We start from the raw sequence: 24198 nt of genomic DNA, 5'->3' as shown, positions 1-24198 counted from the left end.
TCAGCTCCCGTTGCCGGTGCGGGAGGCGGCCGCGGGACCGCCGGTGTCCGTACGCCGGATCTCGATGCGGTCCTCGCCCTCGCCGAAGACGGCGACCGGGGTCGAGTGCTCCAGCGCGGCCTTCACGTTGGGCAGTTGCGCCGCGTCGCGGCGGACGGTGGGCGAGGAGACCACGTAGTCGATGTCCCGCCAGCCGCCCGGCAGGGTCTTGGTGACCGCCGGGTCGAGGTCGGCCTTGTAGAACCAGATGGCGCCGAGCCCCGGGTCGTACCCGTGGTGGACGGCGTCCAGCCACAGCGCGTCGTCGACGAGCACCCGGGTGGTGGCGGGGTCGCTCACCTCGCGCCCGAGCCAGGCCGCGGCCTGCCGGTACGGGGCGTTCGCGTCGACCGTGAGGGCCGTGCGGTTGCCGTCGTACCAGCGCGGGAGGAGGTACAGGGCGGCCGAGGCGGTCAGTACGCCGATCAGCGCCCACCGTCCGTAGGCCAGGGCGCGCCGCTCCCCCGGTGCGCGGCGGCGGCGCAGCACCGCGTGGGTGACGCTGGCCGCGCCCCCGGCGAGGACCAGCGCCAGGAACGGCAGCGCCTGGATCACGTACATCGCCGGGAGGTAGCCGGAGGGGCGCATGGCCACGAGGGCGAGGATGACCACGGCGAGCGCCGGGCCGGCGAGCGCCCGGGCGGTGACCGACCACCGGATGGTGACGAGCAGCAGCACGGCGCCGGCCAGCCCGCCGAGCGGCAGCACGGTGTCGTAGTACAGCCAGGACTCGAAGACCCCGTTCGAGCCGGTGCCGGGGTCGAGGATGAAGCCGGAGCCTTCCCGGCCCATCTGGTAGACGATCCCGCCGATGAGGGAGACGTGGCCGGAGCCGGGCAGCAGTTCGGCGTTGAGCAGCGCGTACAGGGGGTACGTGATCCCGATGAGCACGCAGGCGGTGACGGCTCCGGTGACGGCGAACTTGCGGGTGTCCCGGTGGCTGTGGCGCCACATGGTCACCAGCAGCGCCGGCAGCACCACCAGCATCGTCTCCTTCGTCAGCACGGCGGTGGCGGCCGCCAGGCCGGAGGCGAAGTGGTGCCACAGGTGGCGGCTGGGGGACGCGGCGAGGCAGAAGGCCAGCAGCATCCACATCACGGCGATGTTGTCGAGGAAGATCTCCCGCTGGAGCACGACGGAGAGCGGGGAGAGCCCGAACAGGCCCATGGCGAGGCCGGCCGCCCAGCGCGGCAGCCAGAGCCGGCGCGCCAGCACGTACAGCAGGACCGCGCTGGCGGCGGAGACGGCGAGCATGGAGAAGCGCATCGGCGCGACGGTCATCGCGTCGGGCACGAACAGGGACGGCAGGTACGTCAGGCCCGCTATCTGGATCCAGCCGAGCGGGGGATGGTCGTACCAGTAGGTGTAGTGGGCCAGGCCCTTGCCCTGCTGGACGGCCCAGGCCTGCGCGAGGTAGGTGCCCTCGTCGTCGCTGAGGGTCGGGAAGTTCGTGATGTTCCAGCCCTGCACGAGGAGGATCGCCAGCAGCAGCGCACCGCAGAGCAGCAGGTCGGGGCGGGAGGAGCGGAAGCGGACGAGCGGCCGGGCGGGCGCGGGCGGGCGGACCCCGAGGCCGCCGGTCCGCTGGCGCGGGATCCGGGCGGCATCGGCGGCGGCGTCGGCGGAGTCGGTGGCTGTCGAACCGGGCGCGGCCTCGGTGGCCGTGGGCAGGGTGGCGGTCACCGGTGGCTGTCCTCTCGGGTGAGGGTCTTCTGGCTGCTCGGGCTGCTCGCGCTGATCAGGCTGCTCGGGCCACTCGGACTGCTCGGACCGCTCGGGACGTCGCCGGACGGGGACGTGAGGTGGGCTCCGGTGTGGCTCGTGAGCTCCCACTCGTTGCGTCCGAGCTGCTCGCGCCAGACCGCGCGGATCGCGGCGCCGGCCAGCATCACCTGGTAGAACGGGCCGCCGACCACGAGCTTGACGTAGTGCGGGAAGCGCACCCGCATGCCGTACTGGCGGCCGAAGTCGTGCAGGCCGACCACTTCGAAGACAAAGGTCGCCACCGCGGTGATCATCGGCAGGAAGGTGACGATCGCGACGCCGACGGGCACGTCGAGGAAGACGGCGACGGCGAAGTTCACCGGGATGACGACCCCGGAGTAGGCCTGCATGAACGGGGACATGAGCGTGTAGCGGGCCAGCCAGCGCTGGCCGCGGCCGGGCAGCTGCTGCCAGTCCTTCTTGCGGTAGACCTGGAGGAAGCCCTGGTTCCAGCGGGTGCGCTGCTTGAGCAGGCTCATGAGGGACCCCGGGGTCTCCTCGCGGGTCACCATGTCGGAGTCGTAGGCGACGACCACCTTCTTGCCGACGGAGGACAGCCGCACGCCCAGGTCGCAGTCCTCGGCGAGGCAGTTCGGGTCCCAGCCGCCGGCCTCGCGCAGGACCTCGGTGCGCACGAAGACGGTGTTGCCGCCGAGCGGGATGAAGCCCTTCTCGGCGTGCAGGTGCAGCCGGGAGCGGAACCAGAAGAAGTACTCCAGGCAGTTGCGCAGGCTGTACCAGCTGGAGTGGAAGTTGATCAGCTGGACCCCGCCCTGGACCACGTCGGCGTCGGTGCTGCGGAAGGCGTGGTCCACGTGGGACAGCAGCTCGGGATGGACCTGGTCCTCGGCGTCGAAGACCCCGACGATGTCGCCCCGGCAGTGCGGGAGGGCGGTGTTGAGGGCCTTCGGCTTGTTCTTGACCTCGTGGTGGTCGGTGACGACGCGGACGAGACCGGGCGCACGGGCGGCGGCGCGCTCGGCCACCTCCGCGGTCCCGGGGTCGTCGTGGCCGACGATCACGATGATCTCGTAGTCGCGGTGGCTCGATTCCAGGAGCCGTTCGATGGTGTGCTCCAGGACCGCCTGCTCGTGGCGGGCGGGCAGCAGCAGGGAGAAGGCCAGCCGGCCGCCGCCGTCGGGGCGGTCGAAGCGGGTCGAGGCGAGCGTCTCGGGCGTCCGCCAGGCGTGCATCTGCCACCAGAGCGTGAACGCCGCCATCCAGAAGAGCGCGAGCGAGACCACACAAATGAACACCGATATGAGCAATGCGTCCCCCACAGACATGCCGCAACCCCATGCGGCGATCCCCAGAACCCCCCGGGGACGGGCGCGTCCGGCAGGCTCCCCAGCCCGCCGCCCTCGCCCCGCCCCCGATTCCCCCCGTGTGCGCAACCCCCGGTGCGCGCCACCACGGCGCCCCCTGGCGCCGAGAGTGACCGATCAGTGACTCCGAAGTCATGAGACTAGGCAGTGAACATGACGCATAGGAGGTTTCGAGATAACAACCACGTTGCCGAATTGACCTTGAAGCAAACGGAATTGACGCTACTCCCGTGCTTTCAGGGATGAACCGTACCCAACTGGTCAGCCAGCTCGACCGGATCGGTCGTAGGCCGCGCGCAGACGAAATGTCGACAGACATACGCCGTCGGGGCGTCGTGCACCAGCGTGCGCTCGGCCAGAAGGGGGAACTCCCCACCACCGCCGTCCGCCGACCCCGGCAGACCCGTCGCCACGACCGCCCCGGGAGCCGTCCCCAGCAACGCGACCCGGTGCAGCTCCGCCCGCGCCGGATCCTCCGGATGCCCCACCACGGCGACCTCGCGCGGCCCGTCGACCAGCGCCTCGGCGACCGCCAGCCCGTGCCCGATGAAGCGCGGAGCGCGCGGCCCGAGCGCGTGCACCACCGCCAGCGCCCGCTCGGCCGCCGTACGGTGCGCCTGCGATCCGGTGTGCGCGGCGTACGAGAGCAGCGCGCCGGCGGCGGCCGTCCAGCCGGAGGGGGCCGCGGTGTCGGTCGGGTCCTGCGGGCGCCTGATCAGCTGCTCCGCGTCGTGCGCGGTGTCGTAGAGCGAGCCGTCCTCGGCGGTGAACCGGTCCAGGACCAGATCGACGAGGAACCCGGCGAATTCCAGCCAGACCCCTTCGCCGGTGACGGCCGCCAGCGCCAGGAAGCCCTCGGCGACGTCCCCGTAGTCCTCCAGCACCCCGGCGTTGACCCCGACGGCCCCGTCCCGGCTCGTCCGGGCGAGCCGGGCCCGGCCGGCCGCCGCGTCGAAGTGCACCCGCACGAGCAGGTCGGCGGCCTCCGTGGCGCGCTCGACGAGATCGGGCCGGTCGAAGAAGGCCCCGCACTCGGCGAGGGCCGCGATGGCCAGCCCGTTCCAGGCGGCGACGATCTTGTCGTCCCGGCCGGGCGCGGGCCGCTCCTGCCGCGCGGCCAGCAGCCGCTCCTTGAACGCGGCGAGCCGCTCGTCCCCGATGTCCGGTCCCTGCGCGGGCAGTTGGAGGACCGACATGCCGTGCTCGAAGGTCCCCTCCTCGGTCACCCCGAAGCAGGCGGCGGCCAGGTCCCCGTCCTCCTCCCCCAGCGCCTCGCGCAACTGGGCGGGAGTCCAGGCGTAGTAGACGCCCTCCACGTGCTTGCCGGTCCGCGGGTCCTCGCTGTCGGCATCCAGCGCGGAGGCGAAACCGCCCTCGTGGGTGCGCAGTTCGCGCACCATGAAGTCGGCGGTCTCCAGGGCGATCCGGCGCGCGAGCTCGCCCCCGGTGCTGCGCCAGAGGTGGGCGTAGACCCGGCAGAGCAGCGCGTTGTCGTAGAGCATCTTCTCGAAGTGCGGAACGACCCACTCCCGGTCCACGGAGTACCGCGCGAACCCGCCCCCGAGCTGGTCGTAGATCCCGCCCCGCGCCATGGCCTCACAGGTCTCGACGGCCATCTGCAGGGCCCCCTCGGCCCCGGTCCGGGCGTGGTGGCGCAGCAGGAACTCCAGCACCATGGACGGCGGGAACTTGGGCGCCCCGCCGAATCCGCCGCGCGTGGCGTCGTACTCCCGCACCAGCCCGAGCAGCGCCTGCGCGAGCTCCTCGGGCCCGGGGGTGCCGGCCTTCCCGTAGTCGAGCTGCCGTCCCGCGAGGTCCCGTACGATCCGCTGCGCGACCTCCGCCACCTCCTCGGGCCGCCCCACCCACGCGGTGCGCACGCCTTCGAGCACCTGCATGAAGGAGGGCATCCCGTGCCGGGGCTCGGGCGGGAAGTAGGTCCCGAAGTAGAAGGGCTCGGCGTCGGCCGTCAGGAACACGGTCATGGGCCACCCGCCCTGCCCGGTGGCGGCCTGCACGGCCTCCATGTAGACGGCGTCGATGTCGGGGCGCTCTTCGCGGTCGACCTTGACGTTGACGAAGTGCTCGTTGAGGTACGCGGCGGCCAGCTCGTCCTCGAAGGACTCGTGGGCCATGACGTGACACCAGTGGCAGCTGCTGTAGCCCACGCTCAGCAGCACCGGCACACCGCGCTCGCGGGCCTCGGCGAACGCCTCGGGCGACCAGGGCCACCAGTCGACGGGGTTGTCGGCGTGCTGGAGCAGATACGGCGAGGTCTCGTTCGCGAGGCGGTTCGGCATGCGGCCAATGTATGCCGTGCCCCATTCCCTCCACGGGCCCGGCACGGCCTCCGTTCCGGTTCCAGGGCCCGGGCTAGCCCCGGGCAGTACGCTGGTGGCAGCACTGCCGAACCACCGAGGCCCTCGAAGGAGGCTCACCATGACCGCCGACATGGTGGCGCCCGCGTGGATGCACACGCAGATCTCCGCGGAGCAGTACGACTCCTGGTCGGAGGAGCAGTGCGCCGGCATCGAGGTCGTGGACGGGATGGTCGTCGTGAGTCCGAGCGCGTCCAAGCGACACAACCGGCTGGCGCGGATCCTGGCCAACGCCTTGGACGCAGCTGCAGGCCCTGACTGGAACGCAGACACGGACTTCGACGTCCGCCTGCAGGACGTGCCGCTCACGAACCGCCGTCCTGATGTCATCGTCTACCGGGCAGAGACCATCGACCTCACACCCACCCGCCCCGAGCACGTGCTCCTGGTCGTCGAGGTCGTGTCGCCCGGTTCGGAGACCACCGACCGGGTCGTAAAGGTGGACCAGTACGCCAAGGCCGGCATCCCCTTCTACTGGCGAGTCGAGCAGGCCGCCACCGGTGTCCCGATCGTCTACACCTACGTCCTCGACCCCGCCACCAAGACCTACAGGGACGGTGAGGTGTTCACCGGCACGGTGAAGGCGGCCGCACCTTTCTCCCTCACCGTTGATCTTGGAGACATGTAGAAGCCGAGAATCATCCCACGTGCACTGGTCGGCTGGTAGCGCCCGCATCGTGGTTCTTCCCGGAGCGATCGTGGCATTCTGCGAGTGCGGACCAGGGACACCCCCGCCGATGTCACGCCAGCCCGTATCTAATTACTTAGCCGCACGCAGGCAATACTGATCTAAATCGCGCTAGCCGGACGGTCACCCACATGGCGACCTGGCTACGGCATCCAGTTACGGTCCGTCGACTAGCGGGCTAGCAATTTCAACTTTGTGGCCCATGCCACTGACGCACCGGCACTTCAGGCCGACGAGACCGACTCTCCCGAGTCGATCCCAGGAGCTCGCGCGACCATCCTGAACCGCGCACGTCAGAGAGAAGGACGCCCGCACAGCCATCGCAGCTCGATTACCACGTCGAGTCCCCCACCGAGATCAGGGCGACGCCATCCATCTGCATGGCGGTATGGTGCGAGATTTCCCTGAGAGTAAGACGTCAGGCGTAGACGACCAGAGAACTCGACCCTCTCGTTGTGCAAAGCCTACGGCGTACCGATGCCCCGTTCCAGACCGTGTTCTGTTATGGAGGAATGAAAAACCCGCTCAGATCAAGGAGCAGATCTCATTCCCTCCATGAGCGACCTGGCAGTCACCAGTTCTTCCTGGCAATAAGCGGTGCTCCCAAAGACAGATATCAACTGCTCACAACGAGCGATATCCACCTCCTCATTACCTCCATCCAATACCATGTACCGATTTTCCATCCATCTCTGCATCGTAAATTGAAAAAGTTCTTGATTCGCGAGTCTCACAAGATGGTCACAGACCGCGAAAGCGCGCTGCACCAGGGGTGCGTTCAATTTCACTCTATAAACTTCCCCCCTGGCCACAAGAACGCCCAAGCGCTTTGCACCATCAGAGTCAAGGTGACCTCGCCAGTGGGCCGCGGCGTGCCTGATCTGACAAATGGTCTCAAACGCTTCAATGGCGGCACTCAACTCGCGGTGTCTACTCGCGTCAAATTTAGTGAATCGCTTGATCTCCTTAGATATAACCCCCTTCGAGCTGAACAGCGACCGCTCGAGTAGTGCGAGGCTCAGCAAATCCTGCGGATACGCGGCTGCCGCCGAGTAATTTAGCGCCTCTCTTCCTATATTCTCGGCTGTAAGAGGACATACGGCCGCGAGCGAACTGAGTAGCCGACGGAAGTAGGATTCCGTAGAACTTACCGCTGAAATTATGAACATCTCAGCAAGAACATCGGGGTGAGCGGCAGCTTCGATTATTCCGCTAGTTTTAGCCAGCGCTACCAGTGCAGCTTCAAACTCATCGATCGCAGAGTCAGGACTGTGCTCGACCCCCGTTACACAATCAGCGAGGTGCATCGTCTCCGGCTGAGAGCCAGCCGACACCTGGAGCTCTCTACTCATAAACGAACTCCTCTGCCAACACCCGAATGCGACTGGCCCTAATCGGCCCCACGTAGGGGACTTTCAGCAAGACCTGCCGTTCATCATCCAGAAGGATGTCCTTGACTTTTCTGATGTCACTCCTATTTTTAATTCTGTCCAGCAGAGCGTTTCCGATCGGAAGTTTTTCGATTGGAGCATCCAAGAGCTCCTCAAACACCGATACCTGCTCAAGCCGAGTGCCACAATTAGAACAGAAGCGCGCTTCCGGATTATCCCTCTCGGTTTGACAATTCGAGCAGGCACCAAGATTGAGACGGCAACGACTCTGATAGTCCTCACCTAGCAGAGTTCCAACCTGCCGGCGAACTCGAACATGGGGATCACGCCTTGTTAGGGCTTGGATCGCAGAAGCCACACTTGGGTTCCTACCCAAACCCAGGGACGTTCTAGTGATGAGGAGGCTGAAGTGCGGGATAATCACTCTATAGTTGACCTTCCCCATACTGATCCCCCCCGCCACTGGTCTCACTACTCCTGCATACTCCAGAAAACCTAGAACTCTTTCGATCTCCGCGCTCACAGGCTCCTGGATCAGCAGTGTGGTTGCTCTCCCGCTATCAGGATCCGCTGCCACCCTACGATCATTATATTCACGGATCGCTTCGATTCCATTGTCAACCAACTGCTGCCCGATGGTTACGAAATTCTTATAGCGGGGCAGCTTATCCTCAAGCGAAGTGAATACCTTTAGTGCACCATTAGCGTTCTCGGCGATAGCCGCATCAGCCAATCTACGTGCCGTTGACTGGCGGTGAGTCGATTCCGACTCCTCCAAAACTTGAGCGATCATTGCGAGAAAAGCACGGGGAACACCGAACGATGCAAGAGCAAGATAATCGATTACACCGTCACGTTGCGACAATCTCTCGAAATTCTCCTTCGTAAGTCGACGCTTAGCGATGTCCCGCATCATCTCCGAAAAACCGGGAGAATCTGTCTTGAGCCATACGCTAGTAACTTGAGCGTCCTGCCCTACATGGAACCTAGGGGTATAGCTAGTGACGCCGGGATAAACTGCCGCCTTTGCGCTTACACTGCGCGACCGAAGCGCACCAAATACCTCGAAAAATTCGCGCTGCTGTTCGGCAGAGAATGCGTGGGCAGCATCATCCAACAGGAGTACGATTCGACGTCGACCTGTATGCTTCTTGCAGACATCCAAGAAGTCCAAAACTCCAGTGATGTCGAACGAGCTCTCCGGTGCCCTTTCAAGGTGTCTACGCTCAACAGCAGAAACCAGATCGTGCGCCGTACGGCACAGAGGCTCCTGGTTTTCCGGTACAGATATCTCCAACTCGCGCAGGGTGGCTGAAGCTCCCGCTACCACTTGCGCAAGAATCCACTGACGAAAAAAGGGAAGAGCCGTAGCCGATCGACGAAATTCCGGCTCGATCGAGATGGATTTCGCGTAATTCACGTACACGGGAAATACTCTCGGGCTGCCCAGTTCCCTGTAGTACGCCATTTTCAGGTAGGTACTCTTACCCGACCCACGAGGACCGATTAGCAGCCTCTGCCCCGGCGACTCGAGGGAGTTCAGAATCGAGTGCTCCCGTTCGCTCAGCACGGTCCACGCCTCGAGTTGTTTCCGACTCAGATCCTCGGCCCGGAGGTTACCTCCGAGGATGTCACTTGAATCCGCCTGAGTCTGGTCAGCAGCATCTAGGTTCAAATCATCCCACCCCACCCATACTGGACATCTAAGACAGTAGAGATATTTCGCCACAATCGAACGAGTCAATCAAGTGGGATGTCGAGACTCTGATCCCCGGAGTGAATTCTAATCCACCACCTTCCCTTATTTCCTTGAGTTCATCCGATGAGCAGTGCCCACTGCGCGAGGGCTCGCGGCAAGACCGAATCGGCCAGTCGGTGAACGCTTCCATGCGTAGATGGTCTGAGGTGTAGGGCTGGTAGTAGGCCCATTCCTCGAGCAGGGTGCGGTGGAAGCGTTCGACTTTGCCGTTGGCCTGCGGGCGCAAGGGCCTTGTCCAGCGTGGGCTGATGTCCAGGTCACGGCAGGTGTCGCGCCGGGTGTTCTTGCTGTAGGGCCAGGCGTTGTCGGTCAGGAAGCGTTCCACGGTGACGCCTCGTTCAGCAAACCCCTCGGTGGCCCGCAGCAGGAAGGCGGCGCAGCTAGGGGGGTCTTCGGTGTAGGCGAGGCGTGCGTGGGTGTCTAGTGCGGTGTGGAGGTAGGCCCAGTCGGCCCCGACCTTGTTGCGGCGGCCTGTGGCCTGGCCCCGGGTCTTGTGGCCGCCGCCGTCAGGGGTCCAGCCGAGTTTCTTGACGTCGATGTGGACCAACTCGCCGGGCCGTTCATGCTCGTATCGGCGGACGGGCTCACCGGTGGCCCGGTCCAGGGCGGCCAGCGGCGGCATGCCGTACCGGGCGAGGATGCGGTGGGCGGTCGAGGGCTCGAGATCTTGCAGCGGGCGGCCAGCCGCAGGGCCCGAAGCGGTGCCGGCGCCGCAGCCGCAGCACCTGTTGCTCCACCACGGCCACCGTCCTGGCCGGCTGGTGGTGGGGCAGCTGGTACGTCCCTCATTCCGGCGACGCTCAGTGTGCGGTAGCGGCCTGCCCAGCGGGCAGTGGTGGTGCGGCTGACCTGGAAACGTTCCGCTGCCCGCCGCACGGGCCAGCCGTCGTCCACGACACAGCGGGCGAGCCGTAAGCGTCCGGTCTCGGTCAGCGGGGCATTACGGTGGGCCACGAGGGCCTCCTGAGCTCGGTGGAGATGTCGCAATCCACACCGAACCCGGAGGCCCTCACCCATTTCAAGAACCCAGCACGCGTGTCACCAACGTCCCAGGACAACACACCTAGCCCTCCTTGCCTACTTCCATGCCCTGGCATGCGTCCTGCACAGGTTGGTCAGTATCGGAGCTACCTGGTGTGCGCATGGGATATCCGCGGGTCGCTCTGCCCTCCGCGCTTCGTGCCGGTCGTGTCCTTCGTGTCCCTGTGTGTCCCTCGCGGGACGGGCTCAGCGGGCCACGGCCTGGTTCGGCTGCTTCAGGGGGAGGGAGCGGCGCTGGGCGGTGATGCGGTCGATCAGGGTGAGGGCGGGCGCCGTCAGCACCGTGGTGACCAGCGTCATCACCACCAGCATGGCGAACACGGTGGGCGTGATGATCCCCAGCTCCAGTCCGACGCCGAGCACCACGAGCTCGGTCAGCCCGCGGCAGTTCATGAGTGCGCCGAGCGAGAGCGCCTCCTGCCAGCCGAGTCCGGTCACCCGGGCCGCGCCCGTGCTGCCGGCCCACTTGCTGACGGTCGCCACGACGACGATGACGGCGCACCAGCCCCACAGGCCCGGCTCCGCGCCGATCAGCCGGAAGTCGGTCTTCAGTCCGGAGTAGGCGAAGAACAGCGGCAGGAGGAGCACCACGGTGAAGCCGCGCATCAGTTCCACCGCCGCCGCCTGGGCCGCACCGCGCGGAACGACGGCGCCGAACAGGAAGGCTCCGAAGATCGGGTGGATGCCGATCCAGTCCGTGGCGAAGGACGCCAGCAGGATCCCGGTGAGGAGCAGCGGCAGGACCGTGATCCCGTCGCCCATCCGGTCCGCGTGACGCTCGGCCAGCCGGGCCAGCAGGGGGCGCAGCCCGTACATCATCGCGAAGATGAACACGGCGCTCAGCGTGACCGTGACGGCCACCCCGGTCAGGGAGGTGTCGTGGCCCAGGGCCGTCGCCAGGGCGAGCAGGCACCAGGCGGTGATGTCGTCGACGGCGGCGCACGTGAGGGCGAGTGCCCCGACGGGGGTGCGGTCCATCTTCCGGTCCGTGAGGATCCTCGCGAGCACCGGGAACGCGGTGATGCTCATCGACAGGGCCATGAAGAGCGCGAACGCCGGGAAGCCGATGCCGGTGTCGGCGAAGCGCCCGTACATCGCCACGGCGAGGAGGATCCCGCCGGCCATGGGCACCGCCACGCTCACGTTGCTGACCAGGGCCGCGACCTTGCCGCGGCTGCGGACCTGCGCCACGTTCAGCTCGTACCCGACGAGGAACATGAAGAGGACCAGGCCGATCTGGGCCAGCGAGTTGACCACGGGCAGCAGGTTCGCGGGAAAGAGCCACCGCTGTCCCTCGGGCCAGACGGCCCCGAGGAGGGAGGGGCCCAGTGCGATGCCGGTCATGATCTCGCCGATGACCGGCGGCTGCCCCAGCCGCCTGCAGAGGCGGCCTGCCGCCCGGCAGGCGGCCATGATCAGGGCGATCATCAGGAAGAGGTGGGACAGGGGGGACACCGCGGGCAGATCGAGTGCGAGCTCAGTCGGCATGGGCGTGGCCTCCGTTCTGTGAAGTGTCGGTTGGTCGGGTGGTGCGGGTGGTTCGGGTGGTTCGGGTGGTGGTGCGACGTCAGTTGGCGCGCGGGCGGGTCATGCCCTGCCAGACCTCGGCGAGCACGTCCGGGCGGGCCATTTCCGCGTGGCTGCAGGCCAGGCTCTCGATGTCGAGGCGACCCGATACGAAGGCGTTCCAGACACCCGCGTCGAGCGCATCGGCGGGCCGGTCGAGGGCCGCCTCGTAGAACTGGACGTCGCCGTCGAACTCCCCGGGAACGTGCTCCGTGATGATCCGGTGGTTGTTCCGGTAGACCGCGGCGATGTCCGTGAGGTGGCGTTCGGCGAGTTCGGTGAACATGCTCCCGCCCCTGCGCAGACCCTCCACGATCCCCGCCATCGTGAGCGGCTCGTCGCCGCCCTCGGCCCGTACGCCGAAGAACTCGGCGAGACCCGCCACCACTTCCTCCTCCGCGAGGGGGAGGGGCGTCCCGGCCGGCTGCACGGGGTAGGAGTCCAGCAGCGCCAGGATCTCCACCTGCTCGCCCTGGGCCCGCAGCTGGACGGCCATCTCGTGGGCGACGACGCCGCCGAAGGACCATCCCATCAGCCGGTACGGACCCGATGCCTGCGCACCGCGGATCTGCCGGACGTAGTCGGCCGCCATGTCCCGGATCGAGTCCGGGAGGGCTTCCCTGCCGTCCGTTCCGCGCGCCTGGAGGGCGTGGACGGAGTGCTCCGCCGAGGCGATGCCCGCCAGCGGCGAATAGCACCAGCCGATGCCGCTCACGGGGTGGACGCAGAACGTGACCGCGCTGCTCCCCCGCTCCTTGATGGGCAGCAGTACCTCGAACGCCTCACCGGCCGGGGCGTCGCCGAGCTGTTCGGCGAGGGTGGCGGGGGTGGGCGCGGCGAAGAGGGCCCGCAGGGCGAGGGTCTCGCCGAGGACGTCCCGGATGCGGCCGATCAGCTGGACCGCGAGCAGGGAGTGGCCGCCGAGCTCGAAGAAGTTGTCGTCGATCCCGGCCTCGGGCACGCCCAGGACCTCTGCGAACAGGCCGCACAGGACCTCCTCGCGCGGGGTCCGGGGGGCACGCCCGGACACGGCCGCCTCGTACACGGGCGCGGGCAGGGCCCGCCGGTTCAGCTTGCCGTTGGCGGTCAGCGGCAGCCGCTCCAGCACCACGAAGGCGGAGGGGACCATGTACTCCGGGAGGAGTCCGGCGGCGTGGGCGCGCAGCGCCTCGGTGTCCACGGCGGACGCGGCGGACTCGGCGGAGACCGCGGACCCGGCGGACCCGGTGTCCTGGCCCGGATCGGGGACCACGTAGGCCACCAGGCGCTTGTCGCCCGGCTGGTCCTCCCGGGCCACCACCGCCACCTGGGACAGTCCCGGGAAGCGGGCCAGGACCGTCTCGATCTCGCCGAGTTCGATGCGGAAACCGCGGATCTTGACCTGGTCGTCGAGCCGGCCCAGGTACTCCAGCTGCCCGTCGTCCGCCCAGCGCGCCAGGTCTCCGGTGCGGTACATGCGGCTGCCGGCCGCGCCGAACGGATTGGCGACGAAACGGTCCGCCGTCAGGTCGGGCCGGCCGAAGTAGCCGCGGGCCAGCCCCGCACCCGCCAGGTACAGCTCCCCGGCCACGCCCGCCGGCACCGGCTGCAGCGTGCCGTCCAGGACGTACGTCTGCATGTTGTGCAGGGGGCGGCCGATCGACGGCGCCTGCGTGACGGGCCCGTCCGTGGACCACACCGTGGCGTACACCGTGGCCTCGGTCGGGCCGTAGATGTTGTACACGCGGTCGGCCCGGACCTCGGCCCTGACCTCGGCGGCGGCCTGCGCGGGCAGGGCCTCGCCGCAGAACAGCAGGGTGCCCGCGGTGGTGCGTACGTCGCCCTGGGAGACGATCCGGGCGAGTGCGGACGGGACCCCGCTCATCAGGGACGCCGTACGGCCTTCGGCCTTGCGGTCGCCCAGGGCCAGCAGGTCGCGGAGCACCTCGATGCAGCCGCCGGTCAGCAGCGGGCCGAACATCTCGAACACGGAGACGTCGAAGTTGAGCGAGGTGGTGAACAGGACGTGCGCCAGCCGCTCCGGACCGAACTCGTCACGGGCCCACACGGCCAGGTTGGCCACGTTGGCGTGGGTGACGACGACGCCCTTGGGGCGGCCGGTCGATCCCGAGGTGTAGATGATGTACGCCGGGTGCAGCGGCTGCAGGACCGTGCGGCGGTCGCGGTCGGTCGGGTCGGTGGCGGGCCTGCTCTCCAGGGAGGCGACGACCTCGGGAGCGTCCAGGACCAGGCGCGGGGTCCGCGAGCCGGCCGGGAGCATCTCCTCGGTCTCCCCCACCGTGAGGACGAGCGCGGGATCGGCGTCCTCCAGCAGGTAGGCGATCCGGTCCGCCGGATAGGCGGGGTCGACGGGCATGTAGGCGGCCCCCGTCTTGAGCACGGCGAGCAGCGCCACCATCGTCTGCGCGGTGCGCGGCAGGGCCAGGGCGACGAACTGCTCGGGTCCCACCCCCTGCGCGATCAGCTGGTGGGCGAGGCGGTTGGCCCGCTCGTTCAGCTCGGCGTAGCTCAGGTCCGCGTCCGAGGCCAGGACGGCCGGACGCTCGGGAGTCCGGGCGACCTGCGCCTGGAAGAGCTCGGGCAGCGTGGCCCGGGGCACCTCGACCGCGGTGTCGTTCCAGTCGCGCAGGACCTTGCGCTGCTCCGGCGCGGAGAGGATGTCGATCCCGCCGACCGGCCGGTCCGGGTCGGCGACCGCCGCCTCCATCACCCGCACCATGCGGGTCACGAGGGTTTCCACGGTCTCCCGGTCGAACAGGTCGGTGCTGTAGTGCAGCAGGCCGCCGATGCCGGCCGGACCGCTGTCGGCGCCCGTGCCGCTGCCCTGGTGCTCGGTGAAGGTGAAGCCCAGGTCGAAACGGCTGAAGACGACCGGGACCGCCTCCTGGGCCACGGTCAGGCCCGGCAGGCTCAGCGGACCGTCGCCCGCGGCGTCCAGGCCGAAGATGACCTGGAACAGGGGGTGGCGGGCCAGGGACCGCTGGGGGTTGACCGCCTCCACCAGGCGTTCGAAGGGGACGTCCTGGTGGGAGTAGGCGGCGAGGTCGGTTTCCCGGGTGCGGGAGAGGAGTTCGCGGAAGGTGGGGTTTCCGGAGGTGTCGTTGCGCAGGACCAGGGTGTTGACGAAGAACCCGACGAGGTCGTCCAGGGCTTCGTCGGTGCGGCCGGCGACCGGCGTGCCCAGGGGGATGTCGGAGCCCGCACCGAGTCGGGTGAGCAGGGTGGCAACGGCGGCCTGGAGCACCATGAACAGCGTGGTGCCGGTCTCCCGGGCCAGGTCGGCCAGGGCGCGGTGCAGTGCGGCATCGATGCGGATCGGGACGGTGTCGCCGCGGTAGTCGGGCACCTTCGGCCGCTGCCGGTCGAAGGGCAGCGCGAGCTGGTCGGGAATCCCGGCGAGGGTGCTCTTCCAGAAGTCCAGCTGCCCGCTCACCACCGAGTCGGGGTCCTCCTCGGTGCCGAGGAGCTCGTGCAGCCACAGGGTGTAGTCGGCGTACTGGACCGGGAGCGCGGACCACTGCGGTGCCCGACCCTGGAGCCGGGCGCGGAACGCCGCCTCCAGATCCCGGCCGAGGGGACCCATCGAGGCGCCGTCGCTCGCGATGTGGTGCATGAGCAGCAGGAGGGTGTGCTCACCGGGGTTCACGGTGAACAGGGTTGCCCGCAGCGGCAGTTCGGTGGTCAGGTCGAACACGTACTGACCCGCGTCGCTCAGTGCCGTGGACAGCTCGTCGGCTCGGCAGGCGGTGCGCTGCAGCTCCAGGCCGACGGCGTCCGCCGCCAGCACCACCTGGGTCGAGGTTCCGTCAAACTTCCGGAAGACGGTCCGCAGGCTCTCGTGGCGCACCACCACGTCGTTCAGGGCCCGTTCGAGAACACCCGCGTCCAGCGCGCCGGCGATCCGGAACGCCACCGGGACGTTGTACGTGGCGTTCGCGCCCTCCAGCTTGTTGAGGAACCACAGGCGGTTCTGCGCCGGAGACAGCGGAATCCGCTCCGGGCGGGCCACCGCGGTCAGCGCCGCCCTGGCCGACCCGGCCTGCGTGATCTGCTCGGCCAGTCCGGCGATGGTGGGGGTCTCGAAGAGGCTGCGGACGGGGAGCTCGATGCCGAGGGTGGTACGGATGCGGCTGACGAGACGGGTGGCGAGGAGCGAGTGGCCGCCGAGCTCGAAGAAGCTGTCGTCGATCCCGACGGTCGCGAGACCGAGGGTCTCGGTGAACAGTCCGCAGAGGATCTCCTCGCGCGGGGTGCGGGGTGCGCGTCCGGCTGCCTTTGCCTCGTATGAGGGGGCGGGGAGGGCTCGGTGGTCGAGCTTGTTGTTGGTGGTCAGGGGGAGTTGGTCGAGGACGATGAGGGCGGAGGGGACCATGTACTCCGGGAGGAGTCCGGCGGTGTGGGTCCGCAGGGCTTCGATGTCCACGTCCGCGCTGTTGTGGCCGGTTTCGGGGACGACGTAGGCGACGAGTCGCTTGTCGCCGGGCTGGTCCTCCCGGGCCACCACTGCCACCTGGGCGAGTCCGGGGTAGCGGGCGAGGACGGCTTCGATCTCGCCGAGTTCGATGCGGTAGCCGCGGATCTTGACCTGGTCGTCGGCGCGGCCGACGAAGTCGAGAAGTCCGTCGCCTGCCCAGCGGGCGAGGTCTCCGGTGCGGTACATGCGGCTTCCGGCCGGCCCGAAGGGGTCCGCGACGAAGCGCTCCGCGGTGAGGTCGGCGCGGCCGTGGTAGCCACGGGCCAGACCCGTACCCGCCAGGTACAGCTCGCCTGCCACACCCTGGGGAAGCAGGGAGAGCGTGTCGTCCAGGATGTAGGCGCGCATGCCGTCCAGGGGACGGCCGACGGGGACGGGGGCGGGCACGGTGTCGCCTGCGGTCCAGGGGGCCTGGGTTGCGAACAGGGTCGTCTCGGTGGGTCCGTAGGCGCAGCGGACCAGGGTGTCGGGGGCGTGTTCCAGTACGCGGCGTACGGCGGTCGGGGAGATCAGGTCGCCGCCGGTGATGACTTCCCGGACGCCGGTGAAGCACTCGGGTGCTTCTTCGGCCATGACGCGGAACAGGCCCGCGGTGATGTCGAGTCCGGTGATCTCCTCCTCGACCACGAGCCGGGCGAGCTCGGCGACCGCGAGGTCACCCTCCGGCGTGATGACCGTGCGCCCGCCGTGCAACAGCGGGACCCAGAAGGCGTAGGTGGAGGGGTCAAAGGCGTAGGAGGCCAGGAGCAGGACCCGCTCGTGGGCGCCGGGCCGTTGGAACATGCCGTCCACGACCAGGTCCAGGATGTCGCGGTGCGTGACCGCGACGCCCTTCGGGCGGCCGGTGGAGCCGGAGGTGTACATCACGTACGCCAGCTGCTCGGGGTGGCAAGCCACACCCGGGTCGGTCACCGGCAGCGAGGCCAGCTCGGTGTCTTCGTCGATCACCACGACCCGCGGGGTGTCGGGCAGACCCCGCTCGCGGGTCGCTGCGTCGGCCAGCAGCACGGGGGCGGAGGTCTGGTCCACGATCCACTGCATGCGATCCAGCGGGTAGCCGCTGTGCAGCGGCAGGTAGAAGGCACCCGCCTTGAGGACTGCCAGGAGTGCGACGACGAGGTCCACGGAGCGTTCCATCAACACCGCGACCGGTGCTTCCGGGACCACACCCAGGCCCACCAGCCGGTGAGCGAGCTGGTTCGAGCGCTCGTCCAACTCCCGGTAGGACAGCTCGCGTCCGGAGCACCGCACGGCCACCGCGTCCGGAGACAGCAGCGCCTGCGCCGTGAAAGCCTCCTGCACGGAACCGGCGTCGAGAGCCTCACCGGGCTCCGCACCCGCCCACGACTCCAGCAGCCGCACACGCTCGGCCGCACCGATCACGTCGATGCGACCGATCGTCTGCTCCGGGTCGGCGGAGACGGATTCCAGGACACGGGTGAGCGTGGCGAACAGGCGCTCGACGGTCTCCCGGTCGAAGAGGTCCGTGGCGTAGGTGATGTAGGCGCGCACCGGGCCGGGAAGGCCTTCGTCGGTGTGCTTCATGAGGAAGTTCAGCGACATGTCGAACTTCGCCGTCTGCTGCTCCCCGACGATCTCCCGGGCCGTCAGACCGGGCAGGTCCAGGGTGCTGCCGTCGCCGGTCTGCAGGTTGAGCAGGACCTGGAACAGCGGGTGCCGGGACAGGGACCGCTGGGGGTTGACGGCCTCGACGACGCGCTCGAACGGCACGTCCTGGTGGGAGTACGCGGCCAGGTCGGTCTCCCGGACCTGCTCCAGCAGGCTGCGGAAGGTCGGATTCCCCGAGGTGTCCGTGCGCAGGACCAGGGTGTTGACGAAGAACCCGACGAGGTCGTCGAGGGCTTCGTCGGCGCGGCCCGCGACCGGGGTGCCGATCGGGATGTCCGTCCCCGCGCCCATCTTCGTCAGCGCCACCGCCAGCGCGGCCCGCACCACCATGAAGGGGGTGGCGCCCGTGGAACGGGCCAGGTCGGCCATGCCGCGGTGGGCTTCGGCGGCCAGCTCGAAGAAGACCGTGTCGCCGCGGTAGCCGGCGGTCTTCGGCCGGGGGCGGTCGTAGGGCAGTTCGAGCTGGTCGGGGATGCCTTCCAGGGCCTTGGTCCAGAAGGAGAGCTGCTCGCTCGCCAGGGAGTCGGGGTCGTCCTCCGCTCCGAGGAGCTCGCGCTGCCACAGCGTGTAGTCCGCGTACTGGACCGGCAGCGCCGGCCACGACGGCTCGGCCCCCTCGGTCCGGGCCCGGAAGGCGATCTCCAGGTCGCGCGTCAGCGGTCCCAGGGAGGCGCCGTCGCTGGCGATGTGGTGCAGGAGCAGGAGCAGGACGTGCTCGGCGGGGGCCGCGGTGAACAGCGTGGCTCGCAGCGGAAGTTCGGCCGAGAGGTCGAAGACGTACTGACCGGACTCGGCCACGAGCGCGTCCAGCTCGTCCGCCCCGCAGGCGATCCGGTGGAGCTGTACGCCGGCGGCGTCCTCGTCGAGGATGACCTGGACCGGGGCCCCGTCGACCTCCTGGAAGACCGTCCGCAGGCTCTCGTGGCGTGCCACGACATCGCCCAGGGCGCGTTCGAGCACGGCGGGGTCGAGCTCCCCGGCCAGCCGGAAGGCCACCGGGGCGTTGTAGGTGGCGCTGGTCTCCTCCAGCTTGTCGAGGAACCAGAGGCGGTTCTGCGCCGGGGACAGCGGGATCCGCTCCGGGCGGGCCACCGCGGTCAGCGCGGGCCGGGCCGCCCCGGCCAGTGCGACCCGCTCGGCGAGGGCCGCCACCGTGGGCGCCTCGAACACGGTCCGCACCACCAGCTCGACGCCCAGGACCGCACGGATCCGGCTCGCCAGCCGCGTGGCCAGCAGCGAATGACCGCCCAGCTCGAAGAAGTTGTCGTCGACACCGACCGCGGGCACGCCCAGGACGTCGGCGAACAGGCCGCACAGGACCTCCTCGCGCGGGGTGCGGGGGGCCCGCCCGGCGCCGGTCGACGGCACCTCGGGGGCGGGCAGGGCGCGCCGGTCCAGCTTGCCGTTGGTGGTCAGCGGCAGCCGGTCCAGGACCACGAGGGCGGAGGGGACCATGTACTCCGGGAGGAGTCCGGCGGCGTGGGCGCGCAGCGCCTCCGTGTCCACTGCGGACATGGCCGACCCGGCCGACACGGCGGACCCGCCGTCCTGGCCCGCTTCCGGGACCACGTAGCCCACCAGGCGCTTGTCGCCGCCCTGGTCCTCACGGGCTATGACGGCCACCTCCGACAGTCCCGGGAAGGCCGCCAGTACGGCCTCGACCTCGCCGAGTTCGATGCGGAAGCCGCGGATCTTGACCTGGTGGTCGACCCGGCCGACGAACTCCAGCAGTCCGTCCTCCTGCCAGCGCACCACGTCACCGGTGCGGTACAGCCGCGCCTGGGGGTCGTCCGAGAACGGGTGCTCGACGAACCGCTCCGCGGTCAGCTCCGGGCGGTTCCAGTAGCCGCGGGCGAGGCCGGGGCCGCCGACCCACAGCTCGCCGGGGATGCCGGGGGGAAGCAGGGCACCGTTCCCGTCCACGACGAACACCTCGGTGTTCGTGATCGGCCCCCCGATGGGGAGCTGTCCCGTCCGGCGGGTGGTGCGGTCCACCTCGTAGCACGTGGTGAACACCGTCGCCTCGGTCGGGCCGTACCCGTGGATCAGGTGCTCGGGGGCCCAGGGCCCGGCCACCAGCTGGTCCACCACCGGCCGGTCGATCGCCTCGCCGCCGAAGAACACGTACTGCAGGCCGGCCAGGAGGTCGGGGCAGTCCAGGAGGTGCTGGCGGAGCAGGGGGGCCGTCATCCACATCATCGTGACGCCGGAGCGGTGCAGGGCGGCCTTGAGCTCGACGGCGTCGAGGAGGACCTCCTTGTCCATGACGACCATGGCGGCGCCGGACGTCAGCGCGGGCCAGCATTCGAAGGTGAAGGCGTCCCAGGCGAAGTTGGAGGGATGGGCGACCACGTGGCCGGGCCCGATGCCGGCGAACACGTCGCTGTCGACGAACCGGCAGACCGAGCGGTGCTCGATCATGACGCCCTTGGGCGTACCGGTGGAGCCGGAGGTGTAGATGACGTGGAACAGGCTGTCGGGGCCGACCTGCACGGACGGGTCCGTGTGGGGCCGGGTGGCGATCTCGTCCCACTCCCGGTCGATCAGGAGCAGCTCGGCGTCCACACCCGCCAGCCGGTCCTGGAGGTGTGCGTGGGTGATGACCAGCGACGCCTCCACGTCGGCGATCATGAACTCCAGCTGGTGGGACGGGTAGTCGTGGTTGAGCGGCACGTAGGCGGCGCCCGCCTTCAGTACGCCCAGGACGGCGACGACCGCGTCGATGCCCCGCTCGACACAGACCGGGACCCGCTGCTCCGCGCGCACGCCCAGGCCGATCAGGTGGTGGGCGAGCCGGTTCGCCCGCATGTCCAGCTCGCGGTAGCTCACCGCCTCCTCGCCGCAGAACACGGCCGTGGCGTCCGGGGTGCGGGCGACCTGCTCCTGGAACAGCTGGTGCACGGTGGTGTCGGCGGGGTACGGGACGGTCGTGTCGTTCCACTCGACGACGAGCCGGTGGTGCTCCTCCGGGGACAGGAGGCCGATCCGGCTCAGGGGCAGTTCCGGGTCGGCCGCGACCTCGGCGAGCAGCCGCTGCAGGGACCCCGCGATCCGCTGCGCGGTGTCCTCGGTGAACAGGTCGAGGGCGAAGCCCAGCCGTCCCGTGACTCCGTCCGGAGCTCCGTCCGCGGCGTGCTCCTCGAAGAGTTCGAGGGTGAGGTCGAACTTGGCGACGTCGGTGTCGCCCAGGGTCACGTCCGTGGTCAGGCCCGGCAGGTCCAGGCGTACGGCCGTGTTGTTCTGCATGGCGAGCAGGACCTGGAAGAGCGGGTGCTGGGCGGCGGAACGCTCCGGGTTGACGGCGTTCACCACGGTCTCGAAGGGGACGTCCTGGTGGGCGAAGGCCTCCAGGGACACCTGGCGCACCCGGGCCAGCAGCTGGTCGAAGGAGGGGTCGCCGGTGGTGTCGGTGCGGATCACCAGGGTGTTGACGAAGAAGCCGACGAGGTCGCCCATCGCCTCGTCCGTGCGGTTGGCGATGGGGGTGCCGACCGGGATGTCGTGCCCGGCGCCCAGCCGGGAGAGGACCGCGGCGAAGGCGGCCTGCATCACCATGAACAGGCTGGCCCGATGGGTGCGGCCCAGGCCGATCAGGCGTCGGTGCAGCTTTGCGTCGAGCGCGAAGGAGACCGTGTCGCCGCGGTGGCTGGCCGTCTTCGGCCGGGCGTGGTCGTAGGGCAGTTCGAGCTGGTCGGGGATGCCTTCCAGGGCCTTGGTCCAGAAGGAGAGCTGCTCGCTCGCCAGGGAGTCGGGGTCGTCCTCCGCTCCGAGGAGCTCGCGCTGCCACAGCGTGTAGTCCGCGTACTGGACCGGCAGCGCCGGCCACGACGGTTCCTGCCCCGCGCACCGCGCCGCGTAGGCACGGCTGATGTCGTGGGTCAGCGGGGCCAGCGACCAGCCGTCGGAGGCGATGTGGTGGACGAGCAGGAAGAGGACCTGCTCGGTCTGCGACAGGGAGAAGAGCCGGAACCGCACCGGCGGGTTCACCGCGAGGTCGAAGCGCTCCGCGGACAGCTCCGCGATGCGGGCGGCGAGGGCGGCCTCGTCGGTCTGTACGGTCTCGAAGTCCTGCAGTGCGCGGTGCGCGGGCAGGATCTGCTGGAACGGCACGCCCTGGGCGTCCTCGGGGAAGACGGTGCGCAGGCTCTCGTGGCGCTCCACCACGTCCAGGAGTGCGGCCCGCAGCGCGGCCCGGTCCAGCGGACCCGACAGCCGCACGGTGAGGGGGAGGTTGTAGGTGGCGCTGGTCTCCTCCAGCTTGTCGAGGAACCAGAGGCGGTTCTGCGCCGGGGACAGCGGGATCCGCTCCGGGCGGGCCACCGCGGTCAGCGCGGGCCGGGCCGCCCCGGCCAGTGCGACCCGCTCGGCGAGGGCCGCCACCGTGGGCGCCTCGAACACGGTCCGCACCACCAGCTCGACGCCCAGGACCGCACGGATCCGGCTCGCCAGCCGCGTGGCCAGCAGCGAATGACCGCCCAGCTCGAAGAAGTTGTCGTCGATGCCCACGGCCGGGAGGCCGAGGGTGTCGGCGACCAGGCCGCAGAGGATCTCCTCGTGCGGGGTGCGGGGAGCACGCCCGGTCCGGGTCTCCGGCAGTTCGGGGGCGGGCAGGGCGCGCCGGTCCAGCTTGCCGTTGGTGGTCAGGGGGAGCTGGTCGAGGACCACGAAGACGGAGGGGACCATGTACTCCGGCAGCAGGCCGGCGGTGTGCGCCCGCAGGGCCTCGGCCTCCGGCGTCCCGTCGCGGTCGCCGTGGCCCTCGCCGTCGCCGTGGCCGTGGCCCGGCTCGGCGACCACGTAGGCCACCAGGCGCTTGGCGCCCGGCTGGTCCTCGCGGGCGACGACGACCACCTGCGACAGTCCCGGGAAGCGGGCCAGGACCGTCTCGATCTCGCCGAGCTCGATGCGGTGCCCGCGGATCTTGACCTGGTCGTCGGCCCGGCCCAGGAACTCCACGAGTCCCTCGGCGGACCAACGGGCGAGGTCACCGGTGCGGTACATGCGGGTGCCGGCCGGGCCGAAGGGGTCGGCGACGAACCGTTCCGCGGTCAGGTCCGGGCGGCCGTAGTAGCCGCGGGCCACGCCCGTGCCCGCCAGGTACAGCTCGCCGGTCGTGCCGGCCGGCACCGGCGACAGGGCGTCGTCGAGGACGTGGGCCTGCATGCCGTCCAGCGGAAGCCCGATCGGCAGCGGCGCCGGCAGTTCGCCGTCGCCGGACCACGGGTACTGCGTCGCGTACAGGGTGGTCTCGGTGGGACCGTACGCGCTGCGCACGACGATGCCCGGGCAGTGGTCGAGCACCCGGCGCACCGCCGTCGGGGAGACGACGTCACCGCCCGAGATGATCTCCCGTACGCCTGCGAAGACGGTCGGGTCCTCCTCGGCCATCACCTGGAACAGCCCCGCGGAGACGTCCAGGGCGGTGATCCCCTCCTCCGCGATCAGGCGGGCGATCATCGCCACGCTCGGCTCGCCCTCGGGCGTGATGACGGTGCGCGCACCGTGCAGCAGCGGCACCCACAGGCCGTAGATCGAGGGGTCGAAGGCGTACGGGATGACCATGAGCACCCGGTCGTGGGCGCCCGGCCGGTCGAACATGCTGTCCACCATCAGCTCCAGGACGTCGCGGTGGGTGACCGCGACCCCCTTCGGGCGGCCCGTGGAGCCCGAGGTGTACATCACGTACGCCAGCTGGTCCGGCCGGCAGTCCACACCCGGGTCCGTGACCGGGAGCGAGGACAGCTCGGCGTCCCGGTCGACGAGGACGACCTGCGGGGCCTCGGGCAGGCCCCGCACACCCATCGCCGCGTCGGCCAGCAGGACCGGGGCGTTCGTCTCGTCGACGATCCACTGCATGCGCTCCAGCGGATAACCGCTGTGCAGGGGAAGGTAGAAGGCACCGGCCTTCATGACCGCCAGGAGTGCGACCACCAGGTCCACCGAGCGCTCCATCAGCACCGCGACCGGCGCCTCCGGACCCACGCCCAGACCCAGCAGCCGGTGCGCGAGCCGGTTCGCCCGCTCGTCGAGCTCCCGGTACGACAGCTCCCGCCCGGCGCACCGCACCGCCACCGCACCCGGAGAACGCAGCACCTGCACCGCAAAAGCCGCCTGCACCGAATCACCGATCAACGTCGTGCCCGA

At 69.3% G+C, this 24198-nt stretch carries 8 protein-coding genes and 1 pseudogene; 1 reads left to right on the top strand and 8 read right to left on the bottom strand.

Features of this window, described 5'->3' with window-relative positions; translation table 11 throughout:
* The 3 genes from ACZ60J_RS22775 to ACZ60J_RS22765 form a co-directional block, all read right to left on the bottom strand.
* Positions 1–1722 (bottom strand): ArnT family glycosyltransferase, encoded by a 1722-nt coding sequence (locus tag ACZ60J_RS22775; protein WP_469684386.1) that lies wholly within the window; start codon positions 1720–1722, stop codon positions 1–3.
* Entirely contained in the window at positions 1719–3089 is a 1371-nt protein-coding gene (locus ACZ60J_RS22770) for a glycosyltransferase (protein WP_469684384.1), read from the bottom strand. Before ACZ60J_RS22770 ends, ACZ60J_RS22775 begins: the two co-directional genes overlap by 4 nt.
* Before the next feature lie 275 nt (positions 3090–3364).
* The gene (locus ACZ60J_RS22765; protein ID WP_469684382.1) at positions 3365–5428 is read right to left on the bottom strand and encodes a thioredoxin domain-containing protein; all 2064 of its coding nucleotides are present in this window, start codon (positions 5426–5428) and stop codon (positions 3365–3367) included.
* Positions 5429–5567: 139 nt separating this feature from the next.
* On the opposite strand from ACZ60J_RS22765, the gene ACZ60J_RS22760 reads away from it, so the two are divergent.
* Positions 5568–6134 (top strand): Uma2 family endonuclease, encoded by a 567-nt coding sequence (locus tag ACZ60J_RS22760; RefSeq protein ID WP_469684380.1) that lies wholly within the window; start codon positions 5568–5570, stop codon positions 6132–6134.
* Positions 6135–6724: 590 nt separating this feature from the next.
* On the opposite strand, the gene ACZ60J_RS22755 is transcribed toward ACZ60J_RS22760, so the two are convergent.
* The 5 genes and pseudogenes from ACZ60J_RS22755 to ACZ60J_RS22735 all read right to left on the bottom strand — a co-directional run bounded on the left by ACZ60J_RS22755 (position 6725) and on the right by ACZ60J_RS22735 (position 24147).
* Positions 6725–7546, bottom strand: a complete 822-nt coding sequence (locus ACZ60J_RS22755) for a hypothetical protein (RefSeq protein ID WP_469684378.1) — start codon at positions 7544–7546, stop codon at positions 6725–6727.
* Positions 7539–9011, bottom strand: a complete 1473-nt coding sequence (locus ACZ60J_RS22750) for a zinc ribbon domain-containing protein (protein WP_469684376.1) — start codon at positions 9009–9011, stop codon at positions 7539–7541. Before ACZ60J_RS22750 ends, ACZ60J_RS22755 begins: the two co-directional genes overlap by 8 nt.
* A gap of 442 nt (positions 9012–9453) precedes the next feature.
* Positions 9454–10298 (bottom strand): annotated as a pseudogene (locus tag ACZ60J_RS22745) (IS481 family transposase); the annotation flags it as partial.
* Between the two features lie 273 nt (positions 10299–10571).
* Entirely contained in the window at positions 10572–11873 is a 1302-nt protein-coding gene (locus tag ACZ60J_RS22740; RefSeq protein ID WP_469684374.1) for a cation:proton antiporter, read from the bottom strand.
* A gap of 79 nt (positions 11874–11952) precedes the next feature.
* Positions 11953–24147, bottom strand: a complete 12195-nt coding sequence (locus tag ACZ60J_RS22735; RefSeq protein WP_469684372.1) for a non-ribosomal peptide synthetase — start codon at positions 24145–24147, stop codon at positions 11953–11955.
* Positions 24148–24198: the final 51 nt, after the last annotated feature.

Source organism: Streptomyces sp. NPDC104226, from assembly GCF_055584085.1.
The sequence above is the reverse complement of the archived record's forward strand: the minus strand, read 5'-3'. Positions and strand labels throughout refer to the sequence as shown.

Excerpts from the sequence above, each read along its gene's own strand:
- ACZ60J_RS22770 (WP_469684384.1), bottom strand. The coding sequence starts at position 3,089 with ATGTCTGTGGGGGACGCATTGCTCATATCGGTGTTCATTTGTGTGGTC.
- ACZ60J_RS22765 (WP_469684382.1), bottom strand. The coding sequence starts at position 5,428 with ATGCCGAACCGCCTCGCGAACGAGACCTCGCCGTATCTGCTCCAGCAC.
- ACZ60J_RS22760 (WP_469684380.1), top strand. The coding sequence starts at position 5,568 with ATGACCGCCGACATGGTGGCGCCCGCGTGGATGCACACGCAGATCTCC.
- ACZ60J_RS22755 (WP_469684378.1), bottom strand. The coding sequence starts at position 7,546 with ATGAGTAGAGAGCTCCAGGTGTCGGCTGGCTCTCAGCCGGAGACGATG.
- ACZ60J_RS22740 (WP_469684374.1), bottom strand. The coding sequence starts at position 11,873 with ATGCCGACTGAGCTCGCACTCGATCTGCCCGCGGTGTCCCCCCTGTCC.